At 66.3% G+C, this 13906-nt stretch carries 10 protein-coding genes; 5 read left to right on the top strand and 5 right to left on the bottom strand.

Translation table 11 applies throughout. The annotated features are described in order from the left end of the window. Positions 1-19 precede the first annotated feature (19 nt). Genes murD through J2X57_RS11375 form a run of 3 tightly spaced genes read right to left on the bottom strand, consistent with a single transcriptional unit; the run spans position 20 to position 5317 of the window. Positions 20-1372, bottom strand: coding sequence for a UDP-N-acetylmuramoyl-L-alanine--D-glutamate ligase (gene murD, locus J2X57_RS11385; protein WP_309867102.1), 1353 nt, complete (start codon positions 1370-1372; stop codon positions 20-22). Next, positions 1359-2708, bottom strand: coding sequence for a UDP-N-acetyl-alpha-D-muramoyl-L-alanyl-L-glutamate epimerase (murL, locus tag J2X57_RS11380; protein ID WP_309867099.1), 1350 nt, complete (start codon positions 2706-2708; stop codon positions 1359-1361). The genes murD and murL overlap by 14 nt, the downstream gene beginning before the upstream one ends. Further along, the gene (locus tag J2X57_RS11375; protein ID WP_303048772.1) at positions 2705-5317 is read right to left on the bottom strand and encodes a bifunctional aspartate kinase/diaminopimelate decarboxylase; all 2613 of its coding nucleotides are present in this window, start codon (positions 5315-5317) and stop codon (positions 2705-2707) included. Before J2X57_RS11375 ends, murL begins: the two co-directional genes overlap by 4 nt. 131 nt (positions 5318-5448) lie before the next feature. Between J2X57_RS11375 and J2X57_RS11370 the strand changes: the two genes are divergently transcribed. The 5 genes from J2X57_RS11370 (at position 5449) to phaZ (ending at position 11797) form a co-directional block, all read left to right on the top strand. Further along, positions 5449-6762, top strand: coding sequence for an amino acid permease (locus tag J2X57_RS11370; protein WP_043695548.1), 1314 nt, complete (start codon positions 5449-5451; stop codon positions 6760-6762). Between the two features lie 47 nt (positions 6763-6809). Continuing rightward, complete coding sequence (locus J2X57_RS11365; RefSeq protein ID WP_079522592.1) at positions 6810-7361, top strand: (2Fe-2S)-binding protein; 552 nt, start codon at positions 6810-6812, stop codon at positions 7359-7361. Continuing rightward, a complete protein-coding gene (locus tag J2X57_RS11360; protein WP_309867095.1) occupies positions 7358-9640 on the top strand; it encodes a molybdopterin cofactor-binding domain-containing protein in 2283 nt (760 codons plus the stop codon). The genes J2X57_RS11365 and J2X57_RS11360 overlap by 4 nt, the downstream gene beginning before the upstream one ends. Positions 9641-9665: 25 nt before the next feature. Then, the gene (locus J2X57_RS11355; RefSeq protein ID WP_036110825.1) at positions 9666-10430 is read left to right on the top strand and encodes a class I SAM-dependent methyltransferase; all 765 of its coding nucleotides are present in this window, start codon (positions 9666-9668) and stop codon (positions 10428-10430) included. An 83-nt stretch (positions 10431-10513) separates the two neighbouring features. Beyond that, complete coding sequence (phaZ, locus tag J2X57_RS11350) at positions 10514-11797, top strand: polyhydroxyalkanoate depolymerase (RefSeq protein WP_051943347.1); 1284 nt, start codon at positions 10514-10516, stop codon at positions 11795-11797. Positions 11798-11841: 44 nt separating this feature from the next. On the opposite strand, the gene J2X57_RS11345 is transcribed toward phaZ, so the two are convergent. Together J2X57_RS11345 and J2X57_RS11340 are read right to left on the bottom strand one after the other, a co-directional pair. Further along, a complete protein-coding gene (locus J2X57_RS11345; protein ID WP_309867085.1) occupies positions 11842-12945 on the bottom strand; it encodes an SLC13 family permease in 1104 nt (367 codons plus the stop codon). 65 nt (positions 12946-13010) lie between these two features. Next, complete coding sequence (locus J2X57_RS11340) at positions 13011-13790, bottom strand: DUF4097 family beta strand repeat-containing protein (protein WP_309867083.1); 780 nt, start codon at positions 13788-13790, stop codon at positions 13011-13013. Positions 13791-13906: the final 116 nt, after the last annotated feature.

Here is a 13906-nt window from a genome sequence, read left to right as displayed (position 1 = left end):
CAGCCTGTCGGCGACGGCGTCAGCTGACGCCCAGCCCCTGGATACGGGCCGCGCCGGCTTCAAACCCCGCCAGCTCGGCAAAGCGTTTGCCACGCTCCGCATAATCCCTGAACTGGTCGAAGCTCGGCGCACCCGGCGACAGCACGATGACGCCCTCGCCGCTCAGGGCGTTACGCGCGGCACCGACGGCGGCGGCGAGATCCGCTGCCCGATACACATTCGCGACACCCGCCGCCTCCAGCGCATCCGCGATACGCGAACCGCTGGCGCCCTGGCACACGATCGCCTCAGGCGCATGCAGGCGCATCGCTTCCACAAACGGCGTCCAGTCGAGACCGCGATCGTGCCCGCCGACGATCAGCGCGACACGTCCCGCTCCCACGCTTTCGAGCGCGGCAAGACTCGCCAGCGGCGTCGTGCTGATCGAATCGTTGATCCAGCGCAGGCCATGGATCTCGCCCAGCGGCTGCAATCGATGTGGCAGAGGAACGAAGGTAGACAGCGCGGGCGCGGCCGCGCGCGCGTCGAGGCCGGCGATCTCCAGTGCGGCAAGGGCGGCACACGCGTTGATCGCGTTGTGCAGACCCGGCGCGGACACGGCGGACGCCGCGATCACGTTTTCGCTTCCACGCCGAATCCAGCCATCGGCGACATGCCAGTGCGCCTCGTCGCCAAACGTATGCAGACCCGGATGGCCCGCCGCTCGCGCCATCAGCGCAGGCTGCATCGCATTGACCAGCACCTGCGCGGATGACGCAAGCAGTTTCAGCTTGTCGCTGACGTAACGCTCGCGCGAGCCGTGCCAGTCGAGGTGCTCTTCGTAGAGACTGGTGACGACGCCAAGCCCGACACCAAACGCTTCGCCGGTCTGGAAACTCGACAGTTCGATCACCCACAGATCGGCGCTCTCGCCATCGAGTTCGAGCATTGGCAAGCCAATGTTGCCGGCCAGTGCCGTGCGCACACCCAACGAACGCGCGAGATGCGCGATCAAAGCGGATGTGGTGCTTTTGCCCTTGGTACCCGTCACCGCTATGGTCTTCGCCGTCACATGGGCGGCGAACCAGAGCGCGGTGCCCGATGTAAAACGCGTGCCGCGCGCCTGCGCATCGAGCAGTTCGGGCTTGTACGCGGAGATACCGGGGGACTTGATGACGATGTCGTACGACGCGAGCGCATCGGCATCGGGGGACACGTCATGTACGTGCGCCCATGGAAACGAAGCACGTGCCGCGGCCGCCTCGTCGGACGAACAGTAGACATCGACCAGCTGACCCGGCAGATGCCGGGCCAGCGCGTCGAGGGCCGCACGCCCTTCGCGACCGAAACCCCAGACGGCGACGCGGCGCCCCTCGAGATCAGCCCAGCGCATCCAGCGCTCCGAGCAGACGCGATGGCACGAGGTGCGACGCACCCGGCTTCAGCCAGGGCTCGAGTACGAGCTCGGACGAGTCAAGTTGCGGAAGAATCTCGCGACGGAAACGCGACACCAGCGCATCTTCGCGCCACTCCGGACGCTCCGCCAGCGACGCGAGCGCGGCGCGCGCTTCGGCGCCCTCGCCCACGCACTCGAACGGCTTGTGGTTCTTGTATTCGAGCAACGCGTCGAACGCGTCGGCCAGCGAGTCGTCATCGAGCAGATTGCGCCCGAAGATCGATACCAGCCGCGGTTTGGCCATGAACGGCGCGAGCGCGAGAAACACGAAATGGCATTTCGGGCACTGACCGCACCAGCGATCCGCCGGCTTGGGGCCGAGGATACGGAAGTTCCGGTTGCAACTGGAGAACGCATCGAAATACGCCGCGCCAAGGCGCGCGAATGCGCTGGTCACCGCCAGCTCCGACCACGGTCGCAGGAGCGAACAATAGTCGAGATCGGCGGCGACATGCGAATGCAGATAGTCGTGGAAGGTCTTCTCGAAACCGAAGCCCTTGCTCCACTGGTGATTCACTTCCTGACCTTCGTATTCCAGCGTGGCGACCGATGCCGAACGTTCATTGGCGAATACGATGGAGTCGTAGCCGTACAACAGAGCCGCCAGCGTCAGAATGGCCGAGTTGATCGCCGTCACGGGGATATGCCCGTTCCACGCGCCCAGGCGGTTCAGTTCGAACAGACCCGGCGCCAGCTCGCGCGAAATGTTCAGCGTCGACAGACCGGTTCGCGCCGCACATTCGGCGATGAGCGGTGAATTGCCGACCCACGCCGCCGTCGCGTCACCACCGATCGACTTCACGGCCTCGACGGCGACCACGGAATCCTTGCCGCCACCGATCGGCAGCAACGAGCGTGCCGGCAAACCGATCGCGGGGGCCGTGACGCGATCACGACTTTCGAACGGAAACGCGATACGCCCACGCAGATCCAGCCGGTTGCGATAGGCGAACTCGGCCAGACCATGCAGATACAGCGCGTCGGCAAGCGTCGCCGTCTCTTCGTCGAGCGGCTCGCCGTCGATCACGATCGACGGCGGGATGCCCGCCTTGTAGTAGCTGACACCGGCGACGATATGCAGCAGCCGGAGCGCCGACGCGAACGCCGCCTCGCGCTCCGGCGGGACCGTCGGCGCCCCCGGAAACGTAACGCGCTCGATCAGCTCGAGGCCGTCGTCGAAGGCGTAGACCAGCTCGGCGACACCATCGACGAAGCTGTGACGGACGAAGCGGAAGCGCTCGCTTCCGCGTGGATCGGTGAGGTTGGCGGTCACGGCAGCAGCACCTCGTCAGCTTCGTCACGAAGGTTGTAGCGCGATGACATGACGGCACCGTATGCGCCGCCCTGCGCCACGAGGATCACATCGTCCTCTTTCGATTCCGGCAGGCGCCGGTCCGAACCGAGGATGTCACCGGACTCGCAAATGGGGCCGACCACCTGGTACATCGTGGTCGCCGCTTCACCGTGGCGCGTGAGGTTCACGATCTCGTGCCAGGCATCGTAGAGCGCGGGACGGATCAGGCTGTTCATGCCCGTGTCGAGACCGAGGTAACGCACGTTGGCGCCCTTCTCCTTTTCCTGTGTGACACGCGCCAGCAGCACGCCGGCATCGGCCACCAGATAGCGGCCGGGCTCCATCCACAACTGGAACTGCGGATAGGCCTGACGTACCGAGGTCAGCACGCGATCGAGCGCGGGCATGTCGAGCGCGGTCTCGCCCGGATGCGACGGCACACCCAGGCCTCCGCCGATGTTCAGCACGGTGATGGTGCCGATACGCTCCGCGAGCGCCGCCAGCTGCGAGTAGACCTCGCCCCAGTGCGCGGCATCGAGAATGCCCGAGCCCAGATGCGCATGCAGGCCGATCACCCGTGCGCCCGCGGCATCGGCCAGACGCAGGAAACGGTCGATCTGCTCGATCGGCACACCGAACTTGCTGCCGGTACCGCCCGTTTTCACCTTGTCGTGGTGCCCCAGCCCGCGACCGAGGTCCACGCGCAGAATGATCTCGCGACCGGCGAACAGATCGCTCCAGTGCTCGATCGGATACAGCGCGTCGATGGTGATGGTCGCGCGCGTCCGCAACGCGGCTTCGAAATCGCGACGCGCGGCGAAGTTCGGAGTGAACAGCAGCGGCGTGCTCTCGGGCACCGCCGCCGAGACGGCGGCGAGCTCGCCCGGCGAGACGCACTCGAAGGCAAAGCCTTCTTCCGCCAGCACCTTGAGGATGCCCGGATGCGTATTGGCCTTGACCGCGTAATGCGCGCGGTCCACCGCCTGCAGCGATTTCACCCGGCGTGCCTGCGCACGCACGGTCGGCAGATGATAGACGTAGCGCGGCGTGCGCTCTTTCGCGAGGTCGACGAGCTTCAGGCGCTCGCCCTGCCACCATGCGGCGGCCGGCAGCACCTGTTCGCCCGCACCGTACAAGGCCTGCCACGACGGCCCGAACACCACGCTGTCGTCCGTGCGCAGAGCGCCCGCACCGATCAGGAGTTCGTGCAGACGCGGCAGCATGTCGTCCACCACGTCCTCGTCGACGACGAAGGTCAGGTTGAGGTTGTTGGACGACTGCGAGATCAGGTGGACGCGAAGCTGGCCGAACTCGGCCAGCACACCCGACAGCTTGTGCAGCATCGAGCGCATGCCGCGGCCGACCAGCGTGATCGCCGCGCACGGCGCGATCACCTTCACCCTGCAGACGCGCGCCAGATCCGCGGCAAGCGCGGCGATGGCGTCGGAATCGAGCAGGTTTTCGGTCGGGTCGAGCGAGACCGTGACATTGGTTTCCGCCGAGCCGATCAGGTCGACGGAGAGACCATGCCGGCGGAAGGCATCGAACACGTCGGCCAGGAAGCCGACCTGCTGCCACATGCCCACAGACTCCATCGAGACCAGCGTGATGCCCTTGCGCGCACTGATCGCCTTGATGCTGGGTGCGTGTTCGCGGATCTCGGGACCGATGAAGGTGCCTTCCAGTTCGGGCCGGTTGGTGTCCTTGATCAGCAGGGGGACGCGGGGCTCGCGCAGCGGAGACAGGCAGCGCGGGTGCAGCACCTTGGCGCCGGTGGAGGCGATTTCCTGGGCTTCTTCGTAGTCCAGGCGCTGGAGCAGGCGCGCGCCGGCGACCTGGCGCGGGTTGGCACTGAACATGCCCGCCACGTCGGTCCAGATCTCCACGCGGGAAGCCGCCAGCAGCGCGCCGAAATAGGCCGCCGACGTATCCGAACCGCCGCGACCGAGCAGCACCGTGCGGCCTTCCTCGTCGCAGGCGATGAAGCCCTGGGTGATGAAGACCTCACCGCGCTCGGCCAGCGAGGCCGTCAGGGCGGCATCGTGATGAGGCTCGACCATCGCCGAGAGCAGGCGGGTCCGCTCGTTCTGGTTGGGCAGAGCCACCGAATGCAGGCACTCGCGCGCGTCGACCCACGTGGTGGGCAGACCGTTCGCGCTGAGGAATGCCGCACCGAGCGCGCTGGACATCAGCTCGCCATGCGCCTGAACACGGGCCTGCCAGGCCAGTTCACCGAGCTCGCCGGCACCGCTGTCGGCAAGACCGGCCAGATCGGCCAGGCGCGCGCCGAGCGTCTCCGGCATGGCGAGCGACATCTCGGCGAGCAGGGCGTGGTGGCGATCGGCCAGGGCGGCGGCCGCGTCCGAGCGGCGTTTCGATTCCGTGTGCGTGCAAAGCTGTTTCAGGCCGTCCGTAATGCCGGACAGGGCCGAGACCACGATCAGCACGCGCGCGCCTTCGGCGCGGCGGCTGGCGGCCAGCTCGAGGATATTGCGCCAGCGTGCGGCGGTGGCCACCGAAGTGCCGCCGAACTTCATGACGATCCAGGGCGCGTTGAGAGGCAACGGCGCGTTTGCGTTTTCGCTCACGGGACTCTTTTGTTGGCTGGGGAAAGAAGCGGTCAGCCAAGGCTGACTATCCCCCGAAGTGTTGCGCCGCAACGGAGAAAACGCAATCTGGGCTATTCTCCGTCCTTTATCCCGATCACGACCCACGTCTCATGGAAAATCCCGGCTACGCCCGCCGCCTCACCCTCATGGATGCCGCACTCATCGTCGTCGGCGGCATCATCGGGGGCGGCATCTTTCTCAACCCGGGCATCGTCGCGCAACGCACGTCCTCGGGCTGGGTACTGCTGGCGTTGTGGGTGGGCGGGGGCCTGCTGACCCTGATCGGCTGCCTCTGCTACGCCGAACTCGGCGCCCGGCGCCCGGAAGCGGGCGGCAGCTACGTCTACCTGCGTGAGGCGTTCGGCCGTCTGGCCGGCTTCCTGTTCGGCTGGACCATGCTGCTGGTGATCTACAGCGGCAGCAGCGCCGCGGTGGCGACGATCTTCGGCAGCTACGCCACGTCGGTGTTCGGTCTGTCGCCCGGCCTGGTCAAGCCGCTGGCCGTGGGCGCGCTGATTTTCGTGACCGGGCTGAATCTTTTCGGGATCCGCTTCGGCGCCCAGGTACAGAATCTCTTCGCCATCCTGAAGCTGCTCGCCATCGCCGCCCTGGTGGTGACCGGCCTGGCCTTCGCCGGCGTCGGCACCACTCATGCACTGGCACCGGGCGTCGCGCCGACGAGCGGCAGCCTCGCCGGCGCCCTGCTGCCGGTGCTGTTCGCCTTTTCCGGCTTCAGCTACCTCAACAATCTCGCGGGCGAAGTACGTGACCCGCAGCGGACGCTGCCACGCGCGCTGGTACTGGGCATGCTGGTGGTCATCGCCGCCTACGTGCTCACCAACTACGCTTATATGGCCGTGCTGGGTCACGATGGCCTCGCCGCCAGCCAGGCACCCGCCGCCGACGTCATGAGCCGTGTGTTCGGTGCGGCCGGCGCCAAAGTCATAGCCATCGGCATCGCCGTTTCCACACTGGGTTTCTGCAACATCACCCTCGTGGCGGGCGCCCGCGTGCTCCAGGTGATGGGCGAGGATGGCCTGTTCTTCTCCAGCGTAGCGCGGCTGCATCCGCGTTACCGCACGCCCAACATCGCCCTGATGGCGCTCGCGGCGTGGGCCATTGTGCTGGTCCTGTCGGCCAATTACGGGCAGTTGCTGGATTTCGCGGCGTTCGGCGACTGGGTCGCGTACGCCGTGACCATCGCCACGCTGTTCTGGTATCGCCGCCACGGCGGCAGCCGGCCGGCGTTCGCCACGCCGGCGTATCCGTTGCTGCCGATGATTTTCCTCGGCACCGTGATCGCGGTGGTCGTCGCCTACGCCTGGGACAAGCCGCTGAGCGCCGGCGTGGTGTGCCTCGTGGTGCTCGCCGGACTGCCTGTGTATGCGGTCTGGCGACATCTGTTCAGTAAAGTGGCTCGCTGATCATGGGCACGGATGCCACAATGAACCGGTTCAGCTGAGGAAAGCAGATGGCACAGCAAGGCCCGACGTCTCCCGTACCCGTTCCGACCCGACAGGACGCCTCGCAACCGGCGCCCAAGCCCGTACGCGAAGGCATCGACCTCATCATCAACGACAAGCGGTACCGGCACTCGGGCGACAAGACCATGCCCCTGCTCTGGTACCTGCGCGACGTCCTGCGCCTGACCGGCGCCAAATACGGCTGCGATCAGGGTGATTGCGGCTTCTGCACGGTCATCGTCGACGGTAAGGCCGTGGCCTCGTGTCAGACGCCGATGGAGAAGCTCACCGGCAAGCGTGTCACCACCGTCGAAGGTCTGGCCGGCGCCGACGGCAAGCTGCATCCGGTACAGCAGGCGTGGATCGACGAGGACGCGATCATGTGCGGCTTCTGCCAGCCCGGCCAGATCATGGCGGCGGTGGAGCTGCTCTCGCGGCAGAAAAACCCGTCGGACGCCGACATCGACAAGATAGGCAACCTCTGCCGCTGCGGAAGCTATGGCCGCATCCGCAAGGCGATCAAACGCGCCGCGGGCAACATGAAGGACGGCAAGGCATGAGTGGCGAAGTCCGACTCTCCCGCCGCCGCTTTCTCAAGTACGCCGCGGGCACCGCGGGGGCACTGGTCATCGGTATCGGCAGCGCCGAAGCCCTCGACCGACCGCCGCCGGTCGGCCTGCTGGGCGACGCCTGGGCCCAGGTCGGCTCGTACCTGCGCGTCGCAGCCGATGGTCGCATCTACATCGGCGTGCGCGATCCGGACAACGGCGAAGGCACCGCGACGTCGCTGGCGCGCATCATCGCCGAAGAACTCGATGCCGACTGGTCGCGCGTCATCGTCGAGCCGCTCGGGCTTGGCATCCAGGCAGGCAACGGCGAACCCAGATTCACCTATGGCCGGCAGCGCAGCGGCGACGCGACGAGCATTCCCGCCGCCTGGGCCGACCTGCGCCAGGCAGGCGCCCTCGGTCGCTGGCTGATCCTGCAGGCGGCCGCGCGTCGCCTCGGCCTGCCTGCCGACCAGCTGCACACGGAGAACGGCGTCGTCATCGCGAGCGATGGGCGTCGTCTTTCTTATGCCGATCTCGCATCGGCCGCTGCCTCGATCGACGCGCCGTCGACAGCGCCGCCGCTGAAGGCCACCGACGCCTACCGCCTGATCGGTCAGCCTGCCGGTGACGTGGACGCCCGCGCGGCGGTGACCGGACAGCTTCGTTATGCCGGTGACGACAGTATCGGCGACGCCGTGGTCGCCGTGCTCGCGCGCTGCCCCTACCCGGGCGGCTCGCTGGATACCGCCGATCGCGAAGCGGCCAGGAAGATTGCCGGCGTCTACGACGTCATCGACATCACACCCGAACAGGGCCAGCTTTCAGGCACCGCCGTACAGGTGCCTTCGATAGCCGTGCTCGCCACGGATACCTGGAGCGCTCTCGCCGGTCGTGCCGCGTTGAAGGCCACCTGGAAGCAGGGCCCCAGCGTCGAACCTTCCGCGTACACGCTCGAGCAGAAGGCGCTGGAGCTGTTTGGCGACGAGGCCGGGGCGGCGGAGCCTTCCACCGTTCGCAACGACGGCGACGTCGCCGCCGCGCGCAAGAAGGCCGCACGCGCGCTCGAAGCCACCTATTTCCAGCCCTGGATCGCCCATGCCACGGCGGAGACACCGAATTGTGTGGTTCGCCTGGATGCCGATACCAGCATCACGGTGATCGCAGCTACCCAATCTCCGCGCGCGGCCTACGCCGTCGTGCAGCGCATGACCGGATTCAAGCCCGAACAGATCGATATCCAGGTGCCCCGCGGTGGCGGCGGCTTTGGCCGTCGCCTCGAGCAGGACTATATCGCCGAGGCTGTCGCCGTCGCTCTGGCGAAGAAGGCCGACACCGTTCGCAACCGGCCGATCAAGTTGCTGTGGACCCGTGACGACGATCTCGAACACGACTATTACCGCCCTCTGGCGGTGCATCGACTGAACGCGTCCATCGACCGGAAGAAAGCGATCGTGGGCTGGCACCAGCGGATGGCCAGCCCGTCGATGCTGGTCGGCCGCGCCACGCCGGACAACCGCCTGTGGCAGTCCGAGCTGGTCCCCGACGCGCTTCCCGCCGGACTTGTACCGAACTTCCGCAGCGACTGGTACCCCCTGGAATCGCAGCTGGCACGCGGTGAATGGCGCGGCTCGCCGCATGTCACACCCGCGTTCGCCACGGAAAGCTTCATCGACGAGATCGCCCATTCGCTGAAGCTGAACCCGCTCGATTTCCGGCTCGCCATGCTCGGCGAGGGACGCCAGCTGCCATACAACGGCCGTGGCGGCCCCCTCGACACGGCCCGCCTCGCCAACGTGCTGAAACTGGCTGCCGAGAAGATCGACTGGAGCCGCTGGCTGCGCAGCGAAAACGGCCTCGGCATCGCCTGCTCGTATGTATTCGGCGCCTACGTGGCGCACGCCATCGAAGTGGCGCCCACGGCGGACGGCATCGATATCCGCCGCGCGGTCTGCGTCGCGGATGTGGGCCGGGCGATCAACCCGCTGGGCCTGGAAGCGCAGTTGCAGGGCGCCACCATGGATGCCCTGTCGACCGCCCTCAACCTCGCCATCACGGTGAAGGACGGCAAGGTGCAGCAGACGGGATTCCGTGACTACCCGGTCTCGGCGACGCAGCCGCTGCCCTACGAGGTCGAAACGGTGATCGTGCCCTCCACGGCCGAACCCACCGGCGCCAGCGTCATCGGTGTACCCTCGGCGGCGCCCGCGCTCGCCAACGCCGTGTTCCGCGCCACCGCGGTTCGCGTCCGCCGCCTGCCCCTGTTGCGTGAGCTTTCCCGCCTGCGCTGATGTTTCGTCCCGCCCGAGGTAACGTATGTCCACTGCATCAGTCACCTCGGGCTCGACGGCCTCGCGGACCGACGCCGACCTGATCGGCAGCAATAAGCGTTTCTACGACGCGCTGTGGTCCGAAGCGAAGCTGTTTTCACCGAAGCGCTTCAATACCTGGCCGCTGGTTTCCGAACTGGCGGCCCAGACGTCGCGCCGCCTCGAAGTCGCGCCGGGCCTGCGTCCGCGCCTGCCGCTCGAAGGCACCCAGTTCGTCGATCTCAGCGTTCCCGCGCTGGCGGAGCTCGGCCGCAACGGTGCCAGGGTCGCCAACGCCATGATCGGCGCCCTGCCGTTTCGCGACGCCAGCTTCGATTTCGTCTGCGCTTTCGACATCCTCGAGCACGTGGTGGACGATGAAGGCGCGCTCGGTGAACTCGCGCGTGTCGCCGAGCCGGGTGCCCGCCTGCTGATTTCCGTGCCGCTGCATCCCGACGCCTGGACCGCCTTCGACGATTTCGTCGGGCATTACCGCCGCTACGAGCCGGACGCCATCCGCGACCTGCTCGCCCGCCACGGATTCACCATCGAGCGCAGCGCCGTTTACGGTATGCAGCCCAAATCCTCGAAGCTGCTCGACCTCGGCCAGTGGTACCTGACCCACCAGCGCGCCCGCGCCATGTGGTGGTACAACCGCGTGTTCATGCCGCTCGGCGTGCGTTTCCAGAAGGCCCTGGACTTCAGGCCGGGCTTCGAGCCGGGCCCGGGCGTGGACGAGGTCCTGCTGGTCTGCCGCAAGGCCGCCGTTTAAATCGAGCAAAAACAGGGGCTTTACATATGGCGCGGCGCAACTGGTTATGATGCGCCACCCTCCCCGCCCCTTCCGGAACCTGCATGCTCTATCTCATGCACGAATGGCAACGCTCGATGCTCAGCCCTCTGACCTACTGGGCCGAGGCGAGCGCGAAGATGTTTGGCGACGTTGCCAGCCCGTTTGCCCGCATGCCCGGCGCCGATCGCGCCGCGGCGGGGTACGAGCTCATGTTCCGCCTGGGCAAGGCTTACGAAAAGCCTGAATTCGATATCCACAGTGTGCACGCGCACGGGCACGACGTCGCCATCGTCGAGCAGGTGGCGCTGGCCAAGCCGTTCTGCACACTGAAGCGTTTCAAACGCTTTTCCGACGATCAGTCGACCGTCGACAAGATGAAGAACGATCCGGCGGTGCTGGTCGTGGCTCCGTTGTCGGGCCATCACTCGACCCTGCTGCGCGACACCGTGCGCACCCTGCTACGCGACCACAAGGTGTACATCACCGACTGGGTCGACGCGCGCATGATCCCGCTGGACGAAGGCTCGTTCTCGCTGGCGGACTACGTCGCCTACGTCGAGGAATTCATCCGTCACGTCGGCGTGCACCGCGCGCACGTCGTCTCGGTCTGCCAGCCGACCGTGCCGGTGCTCGCCGCCGTCTCGCTGATGGCTGCGCGCGGTGAGGCGACGCCCGCCACGCTCACCCTCATGGGCGGCCCGATCGACACGCGCAAGAGTCCCACCAGTGTCGACAACCTGGCCACCACGCGGCCGCTGTCGTGGTTTCGCAACCAGCTGATCCACAAGGTGCCGTACCAGTATCCCGGTGCCGGCCGCGAGGTCTACCCGGGCTTCCTGCAGCACGCGGGCTTCCTGGCGATGAACCCGAGCCGCCACGTCATGTCGCACTGGGACTTCTACGAGAACCTGCGCAAGGGCGACCTCGACGACGCCGAGCAGCACCGCAAGTTCTACGACGAATACAACGCCGTGCTCGACATGCCGGCCGAGTACTACCTCGACACGATCGAGACGGTGTTCCAGGAGCACCGCCTGCCCAAGGGTACGTGGGAGATCCACGGCGAACTGGTGCAGCCGGCCAAAATCAAGGACACCGCCCTGCTCACCATCGAAGGTGAACTCGACGACATCTCCGGCCCCGGTCAGACCGAGGTCGCGCACAGCCTTTGCAAGGGCATCGCGAAGAAGCGCAAGAAGCACATCACCGTGGAAGGCGCCGGTCATTACGGCATCTTCAGCGGTCGTCGCTGGCGCGACATCGTTTACCCGGACGTGCGCGATTTCATCAAGGCGCATGACCGAGGCAACAGCAACACGGGCGCCAAGGGCAATCGGAAGGTCTGAGGGCGCCCCGCGCGCGACCCTGCAGGACCGCGCGGAGCACGCTCTTACAACAACGCCCAGCCGATCAGACCGACAAGGATAAAAAACGGCACCGACCAGAGATGGAACGTGCCCCATGCCTTGCGCTCCCCCAGCAGCCGCAACGCGATCAGGTTGGCCAGCGACCCCAGCACGAAACCGAAGCCACCCACGTTCACGCCGAACGCGATGGTGCGCCAGTCATGCGAATACTCCGCCAGCAGAATCGCCGCCGGCACGTTGCTGACCACCTGCGACGCCAGCGCGCCCGTCGCATAGAGATGCAGCGGCGTGTCCAGCCCAAACCCGCCGATAAACGACCTGATCGCTTCGAGCCCCGCGAGCATGCGCAGGTCGATGAACATGAGTACGAAGGTAAGCAGCAGGCCCCAGTCGATCGCGGCGACGATGCGGCGGCGGTACGCGAGAAACACGACGAGCACGCCCGCCAGGGCCCAGATTTCGTGGTGCAGATCGGCCAGCACCAGAAAGGGAACGTAGAGGGCCGCGGCAACGATGAGCATGCCGCGATCGACACGATCGTCCGTGTCTTCGTGAACTTCGAGCGCCGTGGAGGGGAATGCGACCGCGGTCAGGCCGAGCAGCAAGACCAGTACGATCGCGACCAGGGGCAGCATCGCCCACACGAAGCCGCCGAATCCGTTGTTCCACTGCTGCCACAGGAACAGGTTCTGCGGATTGCCGATCGGCGTGAGCATCGAGCCCGCGTTGACCGCAAGGGCCTCGAAGATGACCAGACGCGTCGCGGGCATGCGTGCGATGCGACACATGCTCAGCGTCAGCGGCACCATGACGAACAGCGACACGTCGTTGGTCAGCAGCATCGACAACAGCGCGGTGAGCGCGATCAGCCCCAGCGCGGCAATGCGGCGTGTGGAAGTGCGATCGATCAGCCAGCGCCCCGCGACGTTGAGCGCACCGCTGTTCTCGACGGCCTTGGTCAGAACCAGCAACCCGGTGAGGGTCGCGATCGTCGGCCAGTCGACCAGGCCAGGCCACGCCTTCAGATGCGACGGTTTCGCCACCGCGAAGACCACGGCCACGGCCAGCAGTACGAGAAAAAGTACATCGCGGCGAAGGTTGCGCAACGATTCGGGTAGCCACGCCATCTGAAAAAATCCCGCCGGTGAGGGCGGGATCATATCGTCAGACGATGTCGCCGGAACGTGTGGACTCAGCGGTCCGAATTCGGGACGTCAACCTTGCCGCTCACGCCGTGCTCCTCGATGTCGCCGCTGCCCTTGGTCCGGACGGTGAGGTTGCCTTTCACGCCGTCGACCTCGAGGTCACCCGAACCGATGGTGCCGACTTCAACGTTGCCGTCGACGTCGACCAGTTTGGCGTCGCCCGACCCGACAGTGCCGATGCGAACGTCGCCATAGACATGGCGAGCCTTGAAATCACCCGAGCCGACGGAGTCGACCTCGATCGAGCCGGTACCGTCGCTGGTGAAGTCACCCGAACCGATGCGTGTCTTGACGGCACCCTTCACGTCGTAGACCTCGATATCGCCGGAACCTGCCTTGCTGTCCAGCGAAGCGACGCCGCGCACCTTCGCGTCGCCCGAACCGACTTCAACCGTCACCGGCAGCGTCACGGGGATACTGGCGTCGACCTTGAGGTAGCTGTAATTGCTTCCCCAGCCGCCCGACCAGCCCTTGCGCTTGGTGGTGAGTTCGACCACGAGCGTGTCGCCGCGCTTTTCCTGGGTCACGACGAGGTTATCGGCCAGTTCCTGGCTCGAACCGCATGCCTTGCCACGGATGGTTCCCTTGCCGGCCGCCGCGCCACCTTCGACCGAGAGGTCGTAAGCATTCACGATGAAATGTACGGAACGCACGCCCGACAGGTCGAGATCGAGGTTGCGGTCCGCATGAAATTGGCAGGAAGGCACATCATCGGCAAGAGCGATGGCGGGAAGAAGCAGGAGTGACGCGAAGATCAGGTGCCGCATGGGGAAAACCCTCCGGAGTGATTCGGTGTACCGGTGATGGATGCCGGCCGGACGGAAAAGGTTGCAAGCGACCCGCACGGAATGCTGACTGGATCACAACGGGTCGGTCAACCGGT

Origin of the sequence: Luteibacter sp. 1214 (genome assembly GCF_031455395.1) — a bacterium.
GTDB lineage: Bacteria > Pseudomonadota > Gammaproteobacteria > Xanthomonadales > Rhodanobacteraceae > Luteibacter > Luteibacter mycovicinus.
The sequence above is the reverse complement of the archived record's forward strand: the minus strand, read 5'-3'. Positions and strand labels throughout refer to the sequence as shown.